Here is a 19,204-nt window from a genome sequence, read left to right as displayed (position 1 = left end):
CAGCTTGTCGCGCGTCCACGGCTCGGAAATGTTTGGATACCAAAATGTTGAAGAAGCGAGAAATGCGCGCCGGCGGCGAAACAATGCCCGCCGGCATAATCGAAAACACGAAAGTCAATGCTTGCCCGTGCTGCCAAACCCGCCCGCGCCGCGCTCGCTCGCTGCGAAGTCATCGACGATATTGAACTCCGCCTGCACGACTGGCACGATCACCATTTGCGCGAGTCGTTCCATCGGATTCAGCGTGAACGCGGTGTCGCCACGATTCCATGTCGAAACCATCAGTTGACCTTGATAATCCGAATCGATCAGCCCGACCAGATTGCCGAGCACGATGCCGTGCTTGTGACCGAGGCCCGAGCGCGGCAGGATCAGCGCCGCATAGCCGGGATCTTCCAAATGGATCGCGAGGCCGGTCGGCACGAGCACCGTCTGATGCGGCTCGATGACGAGCGGCGCATCGAGACAGGCGCGCAGGTCGAGGCCCGCGCTGCCGGGCGTGGCGTAGGCGGGCAGGTAGTCGCGCATGCGCGCGTCGAGAATCTTGACGTCGAGTTTCATGTGTTCGGGATTCGGCGGCCGAGCTCGAAGGCATCGGCCAGAAGTTCATAGGAGCGCGTGCGCGCGGCGTAGCTGCCGGCGACCGTGATCACGATTAGTTCGTCGGCGTTGAAGCGTTGTTGCAGGGTGTGCATCTGCTCGGTCACGCGCTCCGGCGTGCCGATGATGCTGCGCGCCTTCTCTTGCGCGATCACCGCGAGCTCGCGCTCGCCGTACACCTGCGCGATGCCTTGCGCGATCGACGGAATCGGTTGATTGACGCCATACGCCATTTGCACGCGACGCAGATCGACGGCGCGTTCGAGCGCTTCGGCTTCGCGATCCGTATCGGCGCAGATGACGAAGACCGCCGCGGCGAGATACGGCTTCGCCTCATGTCCGGCGACGAAGCGCTCGCGATACGCCTCGGCCACGCGATGCCCATACTGCGCGTTGATGAAGTGCGCGAACGCGAAGCGGATGCCGAGTTGCGCCGCAAGCAGCCCGCCGAAGTCGCTGGAGCCGAGCATCCATAGTTCGGGACGCGTGGCGATCTGCGGTTGCAGCAGCACGCCTTTCGCCAGGGAATCGTCGGGAAGCTTGCCGTCGAAAAGGGCGATCAGTTCCGCGACCTGCTGCGGGAAGATATCGCCGCGATTATACGAACCCGCCGCGACCGCCTGCGCCGTGCGCATGTCGCCGCCGGGCGCGCGTCCCACACCCAGATCGACGCGATTCGGAAACAGCGCTTCGAGCATCAGGAATTGCTCGGCGACCTTGAACGGCGAGTAATACGGCAGCATGACGCCGCCCGAACCGATGCGAATGCGCTTCGTCAGACTGCCGATGCGCGCCAGCATCACTTCAGGGCACGGATTCGACACGCCGTACAAGCCGTGATGTTCCGCGCACCAATAGCGCGTGTAGCCGAGGTCGTCGGCGAGTTGCGCGAGATCGAGCGTCGCGGCGATGGCGTCGGCGACGGTGTGTCCGTGGATGACCGGCGTCTGGTCGAGTACTGAAAGTCTGGTCATGAGAGCAATGAACCGCCATTGCGAGGCGCACGTTTCGCGATCTCCGCGATCAGCGTGCGCGCGAGTTCCTGCTTGTCGGCGCGCGGCAGCGGCGTCGAACCGGATGCTTCGAAGAGCACGACTTCGTTGTCGTCGCGGCCGAAGGTCAGTTGCCCGATATTGCCGATGAGCAGCGGCACGTTCTTGCGCTTGCGCTTCTCTTCGCCATGCACTTCGAGATCGCCGCTTTCGGCCGCGAAGCCGACGCAATAAGGCGGATCCGGCAGCTTCGCCACCGAGGCGAGAATGTCCGGATTTTCGATGAAATTGAAGGTCGGCTGCGTCGCGCCCGGAAGCTTCTTGATCTTCTGCTCGCTCACATGATCGACGCGCCAGTCCGCGACCGCCGCCACCGCGATGAAAATATCGGTGTCGGGCGTGGCGGCCATCACGGCATCGTGCATCTGCTGCGCGGTCTGCACGTCTTCGCGATAGACGCCCCACGGCGTCGGCAACGAGACGGGGCCGGCGACGAGATGCACGTCCGCGCCCGCCTGCGCCGCCGCGCGCGCGAGCGCGAAACCCATCTTGCCCGACGAGCGATTCGTGATGCCGCGCACCGGATCGAGCGGCTCGAAGGTCGGACCCGCGGTAATGAGCACGCGCTGACCGCGCAGGAGCTTCGGCTGGAAGAATGCGCAGATCGCTTCGAAGGCGGCTTCGGGTTCGATCATGCGGCCATCGCCGACTTCACCGCACGCCTGCGATCCCGAATCCGGCCCGAGCACTTCGACGCCGTCCGCGCGAAGCTGCGCGACGTTGCGCTGCGTCGCCGGGTTCTGCCACATCTGCCGGTTCATCGCGGGCACGACGAGCAGCGGACAATCACGCGCGATGCACAGCGTCGAGAGCAGGTCGTCGCATAGGCCGTGCGCGAGCTTCGCGAGAAAGTCGGTGGAGGCGGGCGCGATGACGATCGCATCCGCTTCGCGCGAGAGGTCGATATGCGCCATGTTGTTCGGCATGCGCGCATCCCATTGCGACGTGTAGACGGGGCGGCCCGAGAGCGCCTGCATCGTGACGGGCGTGATGAACTGCGTGGCCGCCTCGGTCATCGCGATCTGCACCGTCGCGCCGGCCTTGATGAGCCGCCGCGTGAGTTCGGCGATCTTGTAGCAGGCGATGCCGCCGGTCAGCCCCAAAACGAGATGTTTACCCGCGAGTTCCAACTTGCCTCCATCGCAAAAAAAGCGCGGCTCCGAGGACGGAGCCGCGCCAGGGAACATCACTTTGAACCGCGTACGCGCCGCAGTTCGTCGAAGATCAGGAGCACCGCGCCGATGGTGATCGCGCTATCGGCGAGATTGAACGCGGGCCAGTGCCACGCGTTCACGTGAAAGTCCAGAAAGTCGATCACGTGCCCGTACGCGATCCGGTCGACCACGTTGCCGATCGCGCCGCCCATGATGAGCGAGAGCGCGAGGCAGAAGAGCCGCTGCGCCGCGTGCTTCTTCAGCAGATAGCAAATGACGATAGCCGCGACGACGCCCAGCGCCGTAAACGCCCAACGCTGCCAGCCGCCCGCCATCGCGAGGAAGCTGAACGCCGCGCCGCGGTTGTAGACGAGCAGCAGGTTGAAGAAGGGCGTGAGCGCATGCGGATCGCCGTAGGCGAACACGCGCTGCACGGCGATCTTCGTCAACTGATCGAACAAAATCACGATCAGCGCGACGCCGAGCCACGGCGCGAGCGATCCGCTTGCACTGCTGGAGGTTTGTTTCGCCATCGTTCGAGCCATTATGCTGCGCCTCGCGTTTCGCCGGCGCCGAAGAGGTTGGAGAAGCAGCGGCCGCACAGGCCCGGATGATCGGCGTGCGAGCCGACGTCCGCGCAATAGTGCCAGCAGCGCTCGCACTTCATGTAGCTCGACGCGGCGACATCGACGCCTTCTTCCGCTTCGCCCGCCACTTTCTCGACTTGCGCCGATGAGGTGATGAGCACGAAGCGCAGCGCATCGCCGAGGCTCGCCAACGCGTCGTAACGCGCGCCGCTCGCACGCACCACGACCTCGGCTTGCAGAGACGAACCGATCTGATTCGCCGTGCGCGCTTCTTCGAGCGCCTTGGTCACGTCGCTGCGCGCGCTGCGGATGAGTGTCCACTTGTCGAGCAGGTCGCCGCCGTGCGCGATGTCCGGATAGGTCGCGAAGACTTCCGTGAAGATCGTGTCCTGACCGGGCTTGAGCACCTTGTACGCTTCTTCCGCCGTGAACGACAGATACGGCGCGACGAGCCGCAGCAAACCGTGCGCGATATGGAACAGCGCGGTCTGCGCGCTGCGGCGCTCGCGTGAATCGGGCTTCGTCGTGTAGAGGCGGTCCTTCAGCACGTCGAGATAGAAGCCGCCGAGATCCTCCGAGCAGAACGTCGCGATCTTCGCCACGACCGGATGGAACTCGTATTTCTCGTAATGCGCGAGCGCGTCGTCCTGCAGATTGCGCGTGAGCGCGACGGCGTAGCGATCGATCTCGAGCCACTCGGCGACCGGCACCGCGTTCTTGCCGATATCGAAGTCCGACAGATTCGCGAGCAGGAAGCGCAGCGTGTTGCGAATGCGTCGATACGTCTCCGTCACGCGCTTCAGGATTTCTTCCGAGATCGCGAGCTCGCCCGAATAATCCGTCGACGCGATCCACAAACGGATGATTTCCGCGCCGAGCCGGTTCGACACCTCATGCGGATCGATACCGTTGCCGAGCGACTTCGACATCTTGCGGCCTTCGCCATCGACGGTGAAGCCGTGCGTGAGAAGGGCGTCGTAGGGCGGACGGCCGTCGAGCATCGATGCCGTCAGGAGCGACGAATGGAACCAGCCGCGATGCTGGTCCGAGCCTTCGAGATACAGATCGGCCGGGAACTGCAGCGAATCCTTGTGCGAGCCGCGCAGCACGTGCCAGTGCGTCGTGCCGGAATCGAACCACACGTCGAGCGTGTCGCGGTTCTTTTCGTACATGTTGGCGTCGTCGCCGATCAGCTCGCGCGGATCGAGCGATTGCCACGTCTCGATGCCGCCTTCCTCGACGCGCTTCGCCACTTCCTCCAGCAGTTCCAGCGTGCGCGGATGCAGCTCGCCGGTTTCCTTGTGGACGAAGAACGCCATCGGCACGCCCCATTGACGCTGACGCGAGAGCGTCCAGTCCGGGCGATTCGCGATCATGCTGTAAAGCCGCTGCTTGCCCCACGACGGATAGAACGCCGTGTTTTCGACGCCTTCCAGCGCGGTTTCGCGCAGCGTCTTGCCGCCGTGCTTCGGCTTCACATCCATGCCGGCGAACCATTGCGAGGTCGCGCGATAGATGATCGGCGTCTTGTGGCGCCAGCAGTGCATGTAGCTATGCGTGTACTTTTCGCTCTTCAGGAGCGAGCCGGCGCCGTCGAGCGCCTCGACGATCTGCGGATTCGCCTTCCAGATCGACAGCCCGCCGAAAAGCGGCAGCGATTCGATGTAGCGGCCATCGCCCATCACCGGATTGATGATGTCCGAATCCGCCATGCCGTGCGCCTTGCACGACACGAAGTCTTCCACGCCATACGCCGGCGACGAATGCACGATGCCCGTGCCGCTTTCCGTCGTCACGTAATCGCCGAGGTAGACGGGCGCAGTCCGCTTGTAGCCCGGATGCGCCGCCGCGAGCGGATGATGGAAGCGCAGGTTCGCGAGCTTTTCGCCGGTCGCCGTCGCGATGACGTCACCGCTGAGGCCGTAGTTCTGCAGGCACGCCTCGACGCGCTCCTGCGCGAGGATCAGCAATCCGCGCGGCGTATCGACGAGCGCGTAGACGATCTCCGGATGCACGTTCAACGCCTGGTTCGCGGGAATGGTCCAGGGCGTCGTCGTCCAGATGACGATGCCGCCTTCCTGCTTCGGCAACGCCTTCAGCCCGAACGCCTGCGCGGTCTTTTCCGGCTCGGCGAAGGCGAACATCACGTCGATGGTCGGATCGGTCTTGTCCTTGTACTCGACTTCCGCTTCGGCCAGCGCCGAGCCGCAGTCGAAACACCAGTTCACCGGCTTGAGGCCGCGGAACACGAAGCCCTTCTCCATGATCTTGCCGAGCGCGCGGATTTCGCCCGCTTCGTTGGCGAAGTTCATGGTCTTGTACGGATTGTCCCAGTCGCCGAGCACGCCCAGACGCCGGAAGCCGAGCTTCTGCTTTTCGATTTGCTCGCCGGCGTAGGCGCGCGCCTTCTGCATCACTTCGATGGCGGGCAGCGTCTTGCCGAACTGCTTTTCGATCTGGATTTCGATCGGCATGCCGTGACAGTCCCAGCCCGGCACATAGACCGCGTCGAAGCCCGCGAGATTGCGCGCCTTGACGATCATGTCCTTCAGGATCTTGTTGACCGCGTGGCCGAGGTGGATGTCACCGTTCGCATAAGGCGGGCCGTCGTGCAGGATGAACTTCTTGCGTCCCTTGCTGGCCGCGCGGATCTTCTCGTAGATCTGCTTGTCCTGCCATTCCTTGACCCACGCGGGCTCGCGCTTCGGCAAATCGCCGCGCATCGGGAAGGGCGTGTCGAGCAGGTTGACGGGGTACTTCGAGGAGGCTTTCTCTTTCTTGTCGCTCATGGGTGACTCAGTGAATTCGATGAGACGGCGCTTGTCGACGCGCGATGATTCGGAAGGCGGGGCAGCGGGCGGCGCGCTTTTCTCAAAGCGGCACCGCGCGCTCACCTAATTCGATCGGTGGCCGAAATGGCGAAGCCAGTGGCGCGGCTGCCCGCATTGCTCGCCGGCGGCAGGCCGAAGTACGCGCGCGCGTTGTCGACATCTTTCGCGATGGCCGCGCCGAGCGTTTCGAGGTCGACGTACTTTTCCTCGTCGCGCAGCTTCTTCAGGAATTCGACGCGCACGAGCTTGCCGTAGGCGTCGCCGTGCCAGTCGAGCACGAAGACTTCGAGCAGTACGCGGCCGGAATCGTCGACGGTCGGACGCAGGCCGAGACTGGCGACCGCGGGCAAAGGCTCATCCGCGAGACCGTGCACGCGTACCACGAAAATGCCCGCGAGCGCCGGCCGCTTGTGCGCGATCGGCAGATTCAAGGTGGGAAAGCCGAGATCGCGGCCGAGCTTCGCGCCGTGCACGACGTGCCCGCTGATGATGTACGGCCGCCCGAGCGCGACTTGCGCCGCGTCGAGATCGCCCGCGACGAGCGACGTCCGCACCGACGACGACGAAATGCGCGTGCCGTTCGGATGCGCGACGGTCGCCATCTGCTCGACCTCGAAGCCGTATTGCTCGCCCGCGCGTTTGAGCGAGGCGAAATCGCCTGCGCGCTTCGCGCCGTAGCAGAAGTCGTCGCCGACCATGACCCAGCGCGCGTGCAACCCGTCGACGATCACGTTCTTCACGAACGTATCCGGCGACTGGCTCGCGAACGTCTTGTTGAAATGCTCGACCACCACGCGATCGACGCCGTTGGTGCGCAGCGCTTCCAGCTTGTCGCGCAGCATCGCGATGCGCGGCGGCGCGCCTGCCGGATTGAAGAACTCGCGCGGATGCGGCTCGAAAGTCATCACGCAGACCGGCAGGCCGCGCGCGTCGGCGGCGGCCCGCACGTGCGCGAGCAGCGCCTGGTGACCGCGATGGACACCGTCGAAGTTGCCGATGGTCAGTGCGCAGGGCGCCCGGCTTTCGGCATTGGGGAGGCCGCGAAAGACTCTCACGATAGGCGTTGGTCGGTGGGAGGGGCTGATGCTGCAAAGCGTTAGATTATAGACGCTCGCACGCATCGACGGGCGCGCGCGGCCCGGCGCGTTCCTCGCGCGTTGCCTGTGGATTGCCGTTTGGCACGATTTTCGCACCCGTCGAATGATAAAATCCGCGGATGAAAAAAATCGTCATTCTGATCTCCGGACGCGGGAGCAACATGGAGGCCGTCGTGCGCGCATGTGCGCGCGAAGGCTGGCCGGCCCGCGTCTGCGCGATCATTTCCAACCGGCCCGATGCCGCCGGGTTAGGCTTCGCGGCCGCGAACGGCATCGAAACCAAAGTGGTGGATCATCGTCAGTTCGATGGGCGCGAATCGTTCGATGCCGCGCTCGCGCGTGAAATCGATCGCTTCGATCCCGATCTCGTCGTGCTGGCGGGGTTTATGCGCGTGCTGACCGATGCCTTCGTCGGGAAATACGCGGGGCGCATGCTCAATATTCATCCGTCGCTGTTGCCGTGCTTTCCGGGCCTGCGCACGCATCAGCAGGCGCTCGACGCCGGCGTGCGCGTGCACGGCGCGAGCGTGCATTTCGTGACGCCGACGCTGGATCACGGGCCGATCGTCGCGCAAGGCGCGATTCCGGTCGTCGCCGGCGACGACGCCGCCGCGCTCGCCGCGCGCGTGCTGAAGGTCGAGCATGTCATCTATCCGCGCGCGGTGCGATGGTTCATCGAAGGGCGACTTTGTATCGAGGGCGAACGTGTCGCCCTCACGCCGTCTGAGCCGCAATGGCTCTTTGCCGACATTGCCGGGGAGGGCGCATGAGGCTGCATGGATTTCTGATCGGACAAACCGAAACTCTGCTCGCGGACGTGCTCCGCTTTTCCGGCGCCGCCGATGCCGCGACGAGCCGCTTCTTCCGCGCGCATCCGAAGCTCGGCCACGGCGAGCGCGGCGTGATCGCGGAGGCCGTGTTCGCCGTGCTGCGCCGGAAGATGGAGTTCTCGCATCTCGCGGAAAGCGGCAGCGGCAACCAGGCGCGCCGTCTCGCGCTGCTCGGCCTGATGCAGACGGCGGGCCTCTCCGCGTTGAAGCCGTTCGTTTCCGCCGACGAGTATCAATGGCTCGCTCAAGTCTCGAAGATCGATCCGGCGAGCCTGCCGGTGCGCGTGCGCACGAACCTGCCGCAGTGGATCTACGACGCGATGGGCAAGCGTTTCGCGCCCGAGGAGCTCGCGCAGCTCGCCGCCGCGCTGAACTACCCCGCGCCGCTCGACCTGCGCTCGAACCCGATCAAGGCGGATCGCAAGGTCGTGCTGAAGGCGCTGACGGAGGCCGGCATCGACGCGGGCGAAATGCCGTTCGCGCCGTTCGGCATCCGCGTGGACGGCAAGCCGGCGCTGACACGTCTCGCGCCGTTCCAGGAAGGCTGGATCGAGGTTCAGGACGAAGGCAGCCAGTTGCTCTGTTCGCTGATGGCGCCGCGCCGCGGCGAGATGATCGTCGATTTCTGCGCGGGCGCGGGCGGCAAGACGCTGGCGCTCGGCGCGATGATGCGCTCCACGGGCCGTCTCTACGCGTTCGACGTGTCCGACCGCCGGCTCGCGAAACTGAAGCCGCGCCTCGCGCGCAGCGGCCTGTCGAACGTGAATCCGGTACTGATCGACAGCGAGCACGATGCGAAGATCAAGCGCCTCGCGGGCAAGATCGACCGCGTGCTTGTCGATGCGCCGTGCTCCGGCCTCGGCACCTTGCGCCGCAATCCGGACCTGAAATGGCGCCAGTCGCCCGCAACCGTCGCGGAGCTGACGCCGAAGCAGCTCTCGATTCTCACGAGCGCCGCGCGCCTCGTGAAAACCGGCGGCCGGCTCGTCTACGCAACGTGCTCGATGCTCGAAGCGGAGAACGAAGGGGTCGTCGCACAGTTCCTGGAGGCCCATCCGAACTTCCGCGTCGTGCCCGCGCGTGACGTGCTCGCGGAACAGCGCATCGATCTGGACACGGGCGAATATCTGTCGCTGTGGCCGCACAAGCACGGCACCGACGGTTTCTTCGCAGCGGTACTGGAGCGCGTGCCGGACGCCGCCAAAGCGCCGAAAGCAGCCGACGAAACCGCGTAAGCGATGCAGAACCGCCTCCTGACCGAACTCTCCGCGCGAATTTTCCGCGATTTCGGCGAGCCGGAAGTGATCTGGCAGGTGGCGGTTCTGGTCGGCCTGCTCGCGGTGGCCTGGTGGTGCGCGCGTCTGCTTCGCAAGAAGCTCGATGCGCGCCGTCAATCACGTTTCGAAGCCGTGCGCTTCGGCGCGGAAAGTCTCAATAAGGCGCTTTTTCCGCTGCTCGGCGCGGTTTTCGTGTCGATCGCGCAAATCGCGCTGGCGCCGTTCATCCATACGTCGTTTCTGCGCCTCGCGCTCGTGCCGCTGTGCGGCATCACCGTCATCTATACGATGCTCTATGTCGCGCGGCGCGTGTTCAGCCGCGGCCAGGCGGAGCACGAGGCCAACGCGCTGCTCTATCTCTTCGAGAAGCTCGTGACGGTGATCGTCTGGGCCGCGATGGCGTTCACCGTCATGGGCATCCAGGACGACGTCGTTCACTGGATGGCGAGCGTGCGGTTCAATTTCGCGAACGCGCACATGACGCTGCTCTCGCTCGCCTCCGGCGTGCTGTGGGTGTGCGTGACGCTGATCGTCGCGATGTGGGCGGGCGCGCTGCTCGACGACCGCCTGATGCGCGCCCGCTCGCTCGACGCGAATCTCAAGGTGGTGCTCGCGCGCTTCGGACGGGCGCTGATGATCCTCGCCGCCATTCTGGTGAGCCTGTCGATCGTCGGCATCGACATCACGGTGCTCGGCGTGTTCGGCGGCGCGTTGGGCGTCGGGCTCGGCTTCGGCTTGCAGAAGATCGCGAGCAACTATGTGTCGGGCTTCATCATCCTCCTGGATCGCTCGTTGCGGCTCGGCGACATGATCAACGTCGCGGGCAGTCAGGGCACGGTCACGCAGATCCGCACGCGCTACACGGTCGTGCGCGGGCTCGACGGCATCGAGACGCTGATTCCGAACGAGAAGCTCATCACCGACGTGGTGCAGAACCACTCGTCGTTTCTCACGCGCGGCAACGCGAAAATCGCGGTGCAGGTGAGCTACCGGTGCGACGTCGAGCGGGCGATGCAATTGCTCGCCGACGCGACACAGGGCATCGAGCGCGTGCTGCAGGACCCGGCGCCCGCGGCGCTGCTCGCGAGCTTCGGCGCGGACGGCATCAATCTGGAGCTGAGTTTCTGGATCGAGGATGCCGCAAAAGGCACGGGCGGCGTAAAGTCGCAGGTCAACCGGGCGGTTTGGCGGTTATTCTCGGAGAACGGCATCGAAATTCCGTACGCCCAGCGAGAGATCAGGATTGTCGATGGCGTCGTCCGGGCCGGCGGCGATTCGGTATTAACTGCCGGAAAACGAGAACCCGGCGCGGCGTCCGCGACCCAAGCATGACCGACTGCTTCCTATCTTTCGATCTGACCTGGGAATCAGCACCAATTCGAGGCGTGAGTTTTTCCTCGTTTTGCTACGATTCAAAAAATTTCACCTTTAGGACAACGACTTGGAACGCATGCAGTAGAATGCGATCGAACTTGCGCATAGACCTTTCATGCGCGCAACACGTCGTTCGAGGTCGGTCAGGCCGGCCATTTTTCCCGAATTTCACAGCTATACAGGTAAAACGCCTTGCTGAATTCTTCGCTCGAATTTCTCGCTAACGGATTGCTCGACCTTTCCTGGTGGCAGATTCTGCTGTTCACGCTCGCGATGACGCACGTCACCATCGCCGGCGTCACGATTTATCTTCACCGTTGCCAGGCGCATCGCGCGCTGGACCTGCATCCCGTCGCGGCTCATTTCTTCCGCTTCTGGCTGTGGATGACCACCGGCATGCTGACCGGCCAGTGGGCGGCCATCCATCGGAAGCATCACGCCAAGTGTGAAACCGAGGAAGATCCGCATAGCCCGCAGACGCGCGGCATCTGGAAGGTGCTGCTCGAAGGCGCGGAGCTTTATCGCACGGAAGCGAAAAACGAAGAAACGATGCGCAAGTTCAGTCACGGCACGCCGAACGACTGGATGGAACGCAACGTTTACACGCGTTATCCGATCCTTGGCATCAGCGTCATGATGGTCATCGACGTCGCGCTGTTCGGCATCGTCGGTCTGTCGGTGTGGGCCGTGCAGATGATCTGGATTCCGTTCTGGGCGGCGGGCGTCGTCAACGGTCTCGCGCACTGGTGGGGTTATCGCAACTTCAACTCGTCGGATGCCTCGACGAACATCTTCCCGCTCGGCATCCTGATCGGCGGCGAAGAGCTGCATAACAACCACCACACGTTCGCGACGTCCGCGAAACTTTCGAGCAAGTGGTACGAGTTCGACATCGGCTGGATGTACATCCGCCTGATGTCGATGGTCGGCCTCGCGAAGGTGAAGAAGGTTGCGCCGACGCCGAAGCTCGCCGCAAGCAAGGCGGTCGTGGATCAGGACACGCTGCAGGCCGTGCTGGCGAACCGCTACGAAGTCATGGCGCGTTACGGCAAGGCGCTCAAGCACGCCTACGCGCAGGAACTGTCAAAGCTGAAGGAAGCGGGCGCGCGCGAGAAGTACCAATTGATGCGCGGCGCGCGCAAGTGGTTCCACAAGGACGAAGACGGCCTGAACGAGCCGCAGCTCAAGCAACTGCCGGAACTCACTTCGGATAACCAGAAGCTGCGCACGTTCATCGAGCTGCGCAAGGACCTGTCGTCGATGTGGGATCGCTCCAACGCATCGCGCGAGCAACTGGTCACGCAATTGCAGGACTGGTGTCATCGCGCGGAAGCGAGCGGCATCAAAGCGTTGCAGGATTTCGCGCTGCGTCTGCGCCGCTACGCCTGACGCGCGTAATCCGTTAAAATTCAAGGACGTCACAAGACCCCGCTCTGGCGGGGTCTTTGTTTTTGGGCGACGGATTTTCGCATTTCGCATTTCGTTTTGCTTGAGCAGCAAGCAGGGGACAGGGACATGGAAGCGATCAGAAGCGTCGAGTACGACCGGCCGATAGGCCTGACGTGTGGAGTGGGCGAGGCGTGGGCGCGCGTGCCGCAGGCGCCATCGCCGGAAGAGCGGCGAGCGCTCAAAGAGCGCATTCGCGCGTTATTGCAGCGGGAAAAGGCGGTTCTGGTCGCTCACTATTATGTCGATGCCGAACTCCAGGAACTCGCCGACGAAACCGGCGGCTGCGTCGCCGATTCGCTCGAAATGGCGCGCTTCGGCCGCGATCACGCAGCGAGGACGCTGGTCGTCGCGGGTGTGCGCTTCATGGGCGAGACGGCGAAGATCCTGAGCCCGGACAAACGCGTGCTGATGCCCGATCTCGATGCGACCTGCTCGCTCGACCTGGGCTGCCCCGTCGACGAGTTCTCCGCGTTCTGCGATGCGCATCCAGACCGCACGGTCGTCGTGTACGCGAACACGAGCGCGGCGGTGAAGGCGCGTGCGGACTGGATGGTCACATCGTCGATCGGTCTCGAGATCGTCGCCGATCTTCACGCGCGCGGCGAGAAGATCCTGTGGGCGCCGGACCGTCACCTGGGCGGTTACATCCAGAAGAAGACCGGCGCGGACATGCTGCTGTGGCAGGGCTCGTGTCTCGTCCACGACGAATTCAAGGGCATCGAGCTCGATCTTCTGCGTAACGAGTACCCCGGCGCGAAAATTCTCGTGCATCCCGAATCGCCCGAAGGGGTCGTCGCGCTCGCGGATGTGGTCGGATCGACCACGCAACTCATCGACGCCGCTGTGAAGCTCGACGCGAAGCGCTTCATCGTCGCGACGGATCTCGGCATTCTGCACAAGATGCGGCTCGCCGCGCCGGGCAAGACGTTCATCGAAGCGCCGACCGCCGGCAACAGCGCGACTTGCAAAAGCTGCGCGCACTGCCCGTGGATGGCAATGAACGGCCTCGCCAATCTCGCCGACGCGCTCGAACGCGGGCACAACGAAATTCACGTCGATCCGGCCATCGGGCTGCGCGCGCGCGTGCCGATCGACCGCATGCTCGACTTCGCGGCGCGTCACAAGAAGCGCGTGCGGACGAGCGGCGATCTCGCGAAAGACGCGACGTTGTTCACGAACGTGGGGGCGGCGTGATGTCACTCTTCGAAGAAGTCCGCGCCCAGTACGGCGAAGCGTTCGATGCGGCGCTCGCGCGCAATGTCGAGGACGCACTGAACGAAGACGTCGGCAGCGGCGATGTCACTGGCCGTCTCGTGCCCGCCGATGCGCGGCGCACGGCGCGGATCATCGTGCGTGAGGAAGCCGTGCTGTGCGGCGTGCCGTGGTTCGACGAGGTCATGCGCCGCGTCGATCCGTCGATCAAGGTCGAATGGCAATATCGCGAAGGCGAGCGCGTGGCGGCGAACGCGCCGGTCGTGCTGCTGCACGGCCCGGCGCGCTCGCTGCTGACGGCCGAGCGCAACGGCCTCAATTTTCTGCAATTGCTGTCCGGTGTCGCGACCGCGACGCGCCGCTATGTCGACGCGATCGAAGGCACGCGCGCGCGCATCCTCGACACGCGCAAGACGTTGCCGGGCCTGCGGCTCGCGCAGAAGTACGCAGTGCGCGTGGGCGGCGGCGCGAACCAGCGGCTCGCGCTCTACGACGGCATTCTGATCAAGGAAAATCACATCGCGGCGGCGGGCGGCGTGGCCGCGGCGATGGGCGCGGCGCTCGCGCTGGATGCTGGCGTGCCGATACAGACCGAAGTGGAAACGCTGGAGCAGCTCGAAACGGCGCTCGGCTCGCGCGCGGAATCGATCCTGCTCGACAACTTCACGCTCGACATGATGCGCGACGCCGTGCGCATCACGGCTGGTCGCGCATTGCTGGAAGTTTCCGGCGGCGTGAATTTCGACACGGTGCGCGCCATTGCGGAAACCGGCGTGGACCGCATTTCCATCGGCGCGCTCACGAAGGACGTGCGCGCGACCGATTTCTCGATGCGTCTGCTTTAAACGGCGCGGCGGCGCGCGGCCGGTGGCATGAGCACCGTCGGCAGCGCCTTCGGCAAGGTTCCGGGCCAGTCGCGGCTGTAGTGCAGTCCGCGGCTCTCGCGCCGCGAGCACGCGCTCTCCACGATCAGCGACGCTACATCGACGAGATTGCGCAGTTCCAGCAGATCGCGGCTCACCTTGAAGTTTGCGTAGTACTCGTGGATCTCGTCGCGCAAAAGAGCGATGCGATGTTGCGCGCGCGCGAGGCGCTTGTCCGTACGGACGATGCCCACGTAATTCCACATCAGGCGCCGCAGTTCGTCCCAGTTGTGCGCGACGACCACTTCTTCGTCGGGATCGGACACGCGGCTTTCGTCCCAATCCGGCAGTTCGGCGTGACAGCCGTTCGAGAAACCGTCCGCTTCGATGGCCTGCGCCGCCGCGCGGCCGATCACGAGACATTCGAGCAGCGAGTTGCTCGCGAGCCGGTTCGCGCCGTGCAGTCCCGTGTACGACGTCTCGCCGACCGCGTACAGCCCCGGCCGATCCGTGCGCCCCGCGAGGTCCGTGACGACGCCGCCGCACGTGTAATGCGCGGCGGGGACGACCGGGATCGGCTCCTTCGCGATATCGATGCCGAATTCGCGGCAACGCGCGAGGATCGTCGGGAAGTGCTCTTCGAGGAAGGCGCGCGGCTGGTGGCTGATGTCGAGATAGACGCAATCGATGCCGCGCTTCTTGATCTCGAAGTCGATCGCGCGCGCGACGATATCGCGTGGTGCGAGCTCGGCCCGCTCGTCGTGCGCGGGCATGAAGCGCGTGCCGTCCGGCAGGCGCAGGATGCCGCCTTCGCCGCGCACGGCCTCGGAGATGAGGAACGACTTCGCGTACGGATGAAACAGGCATGTGGGATGAAACTGGATGAACTCCATGTTCGCGACGCGGCAGCCCGCGCGCCACGCCATCGCGATGCCGTCGCCGGTCGCGGTGTCGGGGTTCGTCGTATAGAGATAGACCTTGCCCGCGCCGCCTGTCGCGAGCACGGTATGCGGCGCCTGAATGGTCACGGTGCGGCCCGTGCCCAGGTCGAGCGCGTACAGCCCGTGACAGCGATGGCCGGGCAGCCCGAGGCGATCGGACGTGATCAGATCGATCGCGACGTGATCCTCGAGTACGGTGATGTTCGGATGGTTGCGCACGCGCTCGGCGAGCGTCGTGACGACCGCGTGGCCAGTGGCGTCCGCCGCGTGAATGATCCGGCGATGGCTATGGCCGCCTTCGCGCGTCAGGTGGAAGCCGAGTTCGGCGGAGACATCGCGCGTGAAGGGCACGCCTTCGTCGATGAGCCATTCGATCGCCGCGCGCCCGTTCTCGACGATGAAGCGCGTCGCCGCCTCGTCGCACAGGCCGCCGCCCGCGACGAGCGTGTCGTCGACGTGATTGTCGACGCTATCGGCCGAATCCAGCACGGCCGCGATGCCGCCTTGCGCCCAATCGCTCGCGCCGACGCTCGCCGCGCGCTTCGCGAGAATCGCGACACGCCGCGTCTGAGCCAGATTCAGCGCGACGCTCAGACCCGCGAGCCCGCTTCCCACGATCGCTACATCGAAATTCATGCTGCCGGTTCTCCGTCCGTATGCTTGTCGATAGCCGGCAAGCATACCCCGCATGAACATTCGGTGACAGTGAAAACCCCCGCACGGTCGTGTGCAAAGCGTGTGAAATAACGCTGCGGAAAAACAAAAGGCCCCGCGATTGCGGGGCCTTTTTGCTGTCTTCGCCTTTCGGCGGGTCTCAAAATCAAGTGGGCTTACTTGATCTTGGTTTCCTTGTAGTCAACATGCTTGCGGGCGACCGGATCAAATTTTTTGATCAGCATCTTTTCCGGCATGTTGCGCTTGTTCTTGGTCGTCGTGTAGAAGTGACCCGTGCCTGCGGTCGACTCCAGCTTGATCTTGTCGCGTGCGCCTTTGGCCATGTGCGTGCTCCTTAGATTTCACCGCGTGCGCGCAGGTCTGCGAGCACGGCGTCAATACCGTTCTTGTCGATCAGGCGCAGACCGGCGTTCGAGACGCGCAGACGGACCCAGCGATTTTCGCTTTCAACGAAGAAACGGCGGTTCTGCAGGTTCGGCAGGAAACGACGCTTGGTCTTGTTGTTTGCGTGGGAAACATTGTTGCCCGACATCGGGCCTTTCCCAGTTACTTGGCATACGCGTGCCATGAGGACACTCCTAATACACGTTAAGTCTGAGTCGAACGCTCGATTGAAGGCAACGCCTTCTTTCGATGCCTCGTTTCGCCCGACTTGCCCATCGGGGATTTGGCAGCACGGTTATGCCAATGAGGACTGCGCTCTGTTTCACCGGTTCGTTACTCCGGCACTCAGAACAGGCGGGTTGAAAAAAGCAAACGAGGAGTTTAGCAGAAAAAACGCTGCAATATCAAACCATTTATGGCCTTGCGTGTAGGTCAGAGCCAGCCCTGGCGCGCAAACGAGAACACCTCGTTGGCCGCCACGACGATGTGATCGAGCAGCCGCACGTCGATGAGCGTCAGAGCATCCTGCAGCGTCTTCGTCAGCTGCCGGTCGCTCGCGCTCGGCGCGACTCCGCCCGACGGGTGATTATGCGAGACGATGAGCCCAGCCGCGTTGAGCGTGAGCGCGCGCCGCACGATCTCGCGTGGATAGACCGCCACGCGCGTGAGCGAGCCGCGCGCGGACTCCTCGGCGTGCAGAAGCTGATGCCGCGCATCCAGATACAGGCACACGAACACCTCGTAGGGCCGCGTGCCGATCAGGAGCCGCAGATAATCCTCGACGGCGCCCGGCGCGTTCAGCAGTTCGCGATCGCGCGCTTTTTCGGCGAGCGCGCGACGGCACAGTTCGGACACCGCCAGCAGGGTTGCGGCGCGCGCCGGGCCGATGCCACGCTGCTCGCGCAATTCCATCGCCGACGCGTCCAGCACGCCGCGCAGCGACCCGAAGCGGCGCATGAGCTGGCGCGCGACATCGACGGCAGACGCGCCCGAAACGCCGGTGCGCAGGAACAAAGCGAAGAGTTCCGCGTCGGAGAGGGACGCCGGGCCCGTGTCCAGCAGCCGCTCGCGCGGCCGGTCGGCGCGCGCCCATTTGTGGATCGGCGTACGGGGCGCGCTCGCGGGAGTATCTGCGTCGGGCATGGCGGGCGCCTTGACGAGCCGGAGATCGGCGCTCATTGCGGACCTCCGGGACGTCCGGGACGTCTTGTCGCGCGGGCGAGCGCACGCAGGACACGGCCGCGAGACACGTCCCGACACAACTCTGTCTTACAATAGCGGTTTTGGCGTCCGGTTCGCACCGGCGCCGCGCGGTTCGCTGCCTCGCGCCGAAGAGCCGCCTCACGCGGGGTGTCCATCCCGCCTTCAAACGAACGGCCACATTCAATATTCATGAGCATCATCGATATCTCCGAGGTGAAACCCGGTTCGCACGTCACGCTTCATTACCGGCTCGCACTGGCCGATGGTGCTGACATCGTCAACACGTTCAGCGACAAGCCCGCGACGCTCCTGCTCGGCGCAGGCCAACTCGCGGAACCGTTGGAAGAGATTTTGCTGGGCCTGAAGGTCGGCCACCATTCGACCTTTCAGCTAACGCCCGATCAGGCTTTCGGGCCGCGCAATCCGGAGCTCGTTCAGTGGGTGTCGCTCGCGACGCTGCGCGAAAACAGCATGATCGGCGAGGATTTTTCTCCCGGCGATCTCGTCGAATTCAACGCGCCGGGCGGCGGCCGCTACGCGGGCGTGCTGAAGGAAGTCGGCGAGACCGCGGCGCTGTTCGATTTCAACCACCCGCTCGCGGGCCAGGCGCTCGTCTTCGAAGTGAAAATCATCGGAATTCTGTAACCATGATTGAAAGCCTCAACGAAGTTCAGACCGACGTCGAAATCCTGCTCGCGCAGCCGCGCGGGTTCTGTGCAGGCGTCGATCGCGCGATCGAAATCGTCGAGCGCGCGATCAAGCTGTTCGGCGCGCCCATCTACGTGCGCCACGAGATCGTCCATAACGCGTATGTCGTCGCGGACCTGCGCGAGAAGGGCGCGATTTTCATCGAAGAGCTGTCCGACGTGCCCGAAGGCGCGACGCTCATCTTCAGCGCGCACGGCGTCTCGAAGGCGGTGCGCGGCGAAGCCGAGGCGCGCGGCCTGCGCGTGTTCGATGCGACGTGCCCGCTCGTGACCAAGGTGCACATCGAAGTGGCGAAGATGCGTCAGGAAGGCTTCGACATCGTGATGATCGGCCACAAGGGTCACCCGGAGGTCGAAGGCACGATGGGCCAGTCGGGCGAGGGGATGCATCTCGTGGAAGATATCGAGGACGTGCTGAAACTCGATCTGCCCGACCCGCAGCGCATCGCGTACGTCACGCAGACCACGCTCTCGGTCGACGATGCCTCCGCGATCATCGACGCGCTCAAGACCAAGTATCCCGAGATCAAGGAGCCGAAGAAGCAGGACATCTGCTACGCGACGCAGAACCGCCAGGACGCAGTGAAGTTCCTCGCGCCGCAGTGCGATGTCGTGATCGTCGTCGGCAGCCCGAACAGCTCGAATTCGAGCCGCCTGCGCGAAGTGGCCGAGAAGCGCGGCATCCCTTCCTATATGGTGGATTCGCCGACGCAGATCGATCCGAAGTGGGTCGAGGGCAAGAAACGCATCGGCGTGACGGCGGGCGCATCGGCGCCGGAAGTGCTGGCGCAGGCGGTGATCGCACGGCTGCGCGAGCTCGGCGTGCGCAATGTGCGCTCGCTCGAAGGCATCGAGGAGACGATCTCGTTTCCGCTGCCGCGCGGGTTGTCGCTGCCGCAGTAAATTAGACAGATGCTTCGAAAAAGCGCCTCCGGGCGCTTTTTTTTCGACCGCGTGGGATAGCACAC

General features: G+C 64.2%; 18 protein-coding genes. 8 read left to right on the top strand and 10 right to left on the bottom strand.

The window, feature by feature from the left end; translation table 11 throughout:
* Nucleotides 1–114: 114 nt before the first annotated feature.
* From dut to AWB75_RS08380, 6 genes are all read right to left on the bottom strand, one after another.
* Complete coding sequence (dut, locus tag AWB75_RS08405) at nucleotides 115–561, bottom strand: dUTP diphosphatase (protein WP_061123636.1); 447 nt, start codon at nucleotides 559–561, stop codon at nucleotides 115–117.
* Nucleotides 558–1,574: an LLM class flavin-dependent oxidoreductase gene (locus AWB75_RS08400; protein ID WP_061123635.1), complete on the bottom strand. Its 1,017-nt coding sequence runs from the start codon at nucleotides 1,572–1,574 to the stop codon at nucleotides 558–560. The genes dut and AWB75_RS08400 overlap by 4 nt, the downstream gene beginning before the upstream one ends.
* Entirely contained in the window at nucleotides 1,571–2,839 is a 1,269-nt protein-coding gene (gene coaBC, locus AWB75_RS08395; protein WP_061123634.1) for a bifunctional phosphopantothenoylcysteine decarboxylase/phosphopantothenate--cysteine ligase CoaBC, read from the bottom strand. The genes AWB75_RS08400 and coaBC overlap by 4 nt, the downstream gene beginning before the upstream one ends.
* The gene (gene lspA / locus AWB75_RS08390; RefSeq protein ID WP_061123633.1) at nucleotides 2,839–3,351 is read right to left on the bottom strand and encodes a signal peptidase II; all 513 of its coding nucleotides are present in this window, start codon (nucleotides 3,349–3,351) and stop codon (nucleotides 2,839–2,841) included. The genes coaBC and lspA overlap by 1 nt, the downstream gene beginning before the upstream one ends.
* Nucleotides 3,351–6,182 carry an isoleucine--tRNA ligase gene (gene ileS, locus AWB75_RS08385; RefSeq protein WP_061123632.1) on the bottom strand — a complete coding sequence of 944 codons (2,832 nt, stop codon included), beginning with the start codon at nucleotides 6,180–6,182 and terminating at the stop codon, nucleotides 3,351–3,353. The genes lspA and ileS overlap by 1 nt, the downstream gene beginning before the upstream one ends.
* A 101-nt stretch (nucleotides 6,183–6,283) precedes the next feature.
* Nucleotides 6,284–7,279 carry a bifunctional riboflavin kinase/FAD synthetase gene (locus AWB75_RS08380; protein ID WP_061123631.1) on the bottom strand — a complete coding sequence of 332 codons (996 nt, stop codon included), beginning with the start codon at nucleotides 7,277–7,279 and terminating at the stop codon, nucleotides 6,284–6,286.
* Nucleotides 7,280–7,440: 161 nt separating this feature from the next.
* On the opposite strand from AWB75_RS08380, the gene purN reads away from it, so the two are divergent.
* The 6 genes from purN (at nucleotide 7,441) to nadC (ending at nucleotide 14,308) form a co-directional block, all read left to right on the top strand.
* Nucleotides 7,441–8,091 carry a phosphoribosylglycinamide formyltransferase gene (purN, locus tag AWB75_RS08375; protein WP_061123630.1) on the top strand — a complete coding sequence of 217 codons (651 nt, stop codon included), beginning with the start codon at nucleotides 7,441–7,443 and terminating at the stop codon, nucleotides 8,089–8,091.
* Complete coding sequence (locus tag AWB75_RS08370) at nucleotides 8,088–9,386, top strand: RsmB/NOP family class I SAM-dependent RNA methyltransferase (protein ID WP_061123629.1); 1,299 nt, start codon at nucleotides 8,088–8,090, stop codon at nucleotides 9,384–9,386. The genes purN and AWB75_RS08370 overlap by 4 nt, the downstream gene beginning before the upstream one ends.
* Nucleotides 9,387–9,389: 3 nt before the next feature.
* Nucleotides 9,390–10,760: a mechanosensitive ion channel family protein gene (locus AWB75_RS08365; protein ID WP_061123628.1), complete on the top strand. Its 1,371-nt coding sequence runs from the start codon at nucleotides 9,390–9,392 to the stop codon at nucleotides 10,758–10,760.
* A gap of 234 nt (nucleotides 10,761–10,994) precedes the next feature.
* The gene (locus AWB75_RS08360; protein WP_061123627.1) at nucleotides 10,995–12,191 is read left to right on the top strand and encodes a DesA family fatty acid desaturase; all 1,197 of its coding nucleotides are present in this window, start codon (nucleotides 10,995–10,997) and stop codon (nucleotides 12,189–12,191) included.
* Nucleotides 12,192–12,317: 126 nt separating this feature from the next.
* Nucleotides 12,318–13,445 carry a quinolinate synthase NadA gene (gene nadA / locus AWB75_RS08355; RefSeq protein WP_061123626.1) on the top strand — a complete coding sequence of 376 codons (1,128 nt, stop codon included), beginning with the start codon at nucleotides 12,318–12,320 and terminating at the stop codon, nucleotides 13,443–13,445.
* Nucleotides 13,445–14,308, top strand: coding sequence for a carboxylating nicotinate-nucleotide diphosphorylase (gene nadC / locus AWB75_RS08350; protein ID WP_061123625.1), 864 nt, complete (start codon nucleotides 13,445–13,447; stop codon nucleotides 14,306–14,308). Before nadA ends, nadC begins: the two co-directional genes overlap by 1 nt.
* On the opposite strand, the gene nadB is transcribed toward nadC, so the two are convergent.
* The 4 genes from nadB to radC all read right to left on the bottom strand — a co-directional run bounded on the left by nadB (nucleotide 14,305) and on the right by radC (nucleotide 17,505).
* Nucleotides 14,305–15,903 (bottom strand): L-aspartate oxidase, encoded by a 1,599-nt coding sequence (gene nadB, locus AWB75_RS08345; protein WP_061123624.1) that lies wholly within the window; start codon nucleotides 15,901–15,903, stop codon nucleotides 14,305–14,307. The genes nadC and nadB overlap by 4 nt on opposite strands.
* A 194-nt stretch (nucleotides 15,904–16,097) precedes the next feature.
* On the bottom strand, nucleotides 16,098–16,265 hold the full coding sequence (rpmG, locus tag AWB75_RS08340; RefSeq protein ID WP_014190626.1) for a 50S ribosomal protein L33: 168 nt from the start codon (nucleotides 16,263–16,265) through the stop codon (nucleotides 16,098–16,100).
* An 11-nt stretch (nucleotides 16,266–16,276) separates the two neighbouring features.
* Nucleotides 16,277–16,510 carry a 50S ribosomal protein L28 gene (gene rpmB, locus AWB75_RS08335; protein WP_008351171.1) on the bottom strand — a complete coding sequence of 78 codons (234 nt, stop codon included), beginning with the start codon at nucleotides 16,508–16,510 and terminating at the stop codon, nucleotides 16,277–16,279.
* 248 nt (nucleotides 16,511–16,758) lie between these two features.
* Nucleotides 16,759–17,505: a RadC family protein gene (radC, locus tag AWB75_RS08330; RefSeq protein WP_061123623.1), complete on the bottom strand. Its 747-nt coding sequence runs from the start codon at nucleotides 17,503–17,505 to the stop codon at nucleotides 16,759–16,761.
* A 213-nt stretch (nucleotides 17,506–17,718) separates the two neighbouring features.
* Between radC and AWB75_RS08325 the strand changes: the two genes are divergently transcribed.
* Together AWB75_RS08325 and ispH are read left to right on the top strand one after the other, a co-directional pair.
* Nucleotides 17,719–18,174, top strand: coding sequence for an FKBP-type peptidyl-prolyl cis-trans isomerase (locus AWB75_RS08325; protein WP_061123622.1), 456 nt, complete (start codon nucleotides 17,719–17,721; stop codon nucleotides 18,172–18,174).
* A 2-nt stretch (nucleotides 18,175–18,176) separates the two neighbouring features.
* Nucleotides 18,177–19,139 carry a 4-hydroxy-3-methylbut-2-enyl diphosphate reductase gene (gene ispH / locus AWB75_RS08320; protein ID WP_061123621.1) on the top strand — a complete coding sequence of 321 codons (963 nt, stop codon included), beginning with the start codon at nucleotides 18,177–18,179 and terminating at the stop codon, nucleotides 19,137–19,139.
* The last annotated feature ends 65 nt before the right edge of the window (nucleotides 19,140–19,204 follow it).

The sequence above is a fragment of the Caballeronia catudaia genome (genome assembly GCF_001544755.2).
Taxonomy (GTDB): domain Bacteria; phylum Pseudomonadota; class Gammaproteobacteria; order Burkholderiales; family Burkholderiaceae; genus Caballeronia; species Caballeronia catudaia.
Note: the sequence above shows the minus strand (reverse complement) of the source record. Positions and strands in the feature narration are given on the sequence as shown.

What these genes read in the sequence shown, in the direction of transcription:
- dut (WP_061123636.1), bottom strand. Translation starts at nt 561, where the DNA reads ATGAAACTCGACGTCAAGATTCTCGACGCGCGCATGCGCGACTACCTG.
- AWB75_RS08400 (WP_061123635.1), bottom strand. Translation starts at nt 1,574, where the DNA reads ATGACCAGACTTTCAGTACTCGACCAGACGCCGGTCATCCACGGACAC.
- coaBC (WP_061123634.1), bottom strand. Translation starts at nt 2,839, where the DNA reads ATGTTCCCTGGCGCGGCTCCGTCCTCGGAGCCGCGCTTTTTTTGCGAT.
- lspA (WP_061123633.1), bottom strand. Translation starts at nt 3,351, where the DNA reads ATGGCTCGAACGATGGCGAAACAAACCTCCAGCAGTGCAAGCGGATCG.
- ileS (WP_061123632.1), bottom strand. Translation starts at nt 6,182, where the DNA reads ATGAGCGACAAGAAAGAGAAAGCCTCCTCGAAGTACCCCGTCAACCTG.
- purN (WP_061123630.1), top strand. Translation starts at nt 7,441, where the DNA reads ATGAAAAAAATCGTCATTCTGATCTCCGGACGCGGGAGCAACATGGAG.
- AWB75_RS08370 (WP_061123629.1), top strand. Translation starts at nt 8,088, where the DNA reads ATGAGGCTGCATGGATTTCTGATCGGACAAACCGAAACTCTGCTCGCG.
- AWB75_RS08365 (WP_061123628.1), top strand. Translation starts at nt 9,390, where the DNA reads ATGCAGAACCGCCTCCTGACCGAACTCTCCGCGCGAATTTTCCGCGAT.
- nadA (WP_061123626.1), top strand. Translation starts at nt 12,318, where the DNA reads ATGGAAGCGATCAGAAGCGTCGAGTACGACCGGCCGATAGGCCTGACG.
- nadC (WP_061123625.1), top strand. Translation starts at nt 13,445, where the DNA reads ATGTCACTCTTCGAAGAAGTCCGCGCCCAGTACGGCGAAGCGTTCGAT.
- nadB (WP_061123624.1), bottom strand. Translation starts at nt 15,903, where the DNA reads ATGAATTTCGATGTAGCGATCGTGGGAAGCGGGCTCGCGGGTCTGAGC.
- rpmG (WP_014190626.1), bottom strand. Translation starts at nt 16,265, where the DNA reads ATGGCCAAAGGCGCACGCGACAAGATCAAGCTGGAGTCGACCGCAGGC.
- rpmB (WP_008351171.1), bottom strand. Translation starts at nt 16,510, where the DNA reads ATGGCACGCGTATGCCAAGTAACTGGGAAAGGCCCGATGTCGGGCAAC.
- radC (WP_061123623.1), bottom strand. Translation starts at nt 17,505, where the DNA reads ATGAGCGCCGATCTCCGGCTCGTCAAGGCGCCCGCCATGCCCGACGCA.
- AWB75_RS08325 (WP_061123622.1), top strand. Translation starts at nt 17,719, where the DNA reads ATGAGCATCATCGATATCTCCGAGGTGAAACCCGGTTCGCACGTCACG.
- ispH (WP_061123621.1), top strand. Translation starts at nt 18,177, where the DNA reads ATGATTGAAAGCCTCAACGAAGTTCAGACCGACGTCGAAATCCTGCTC.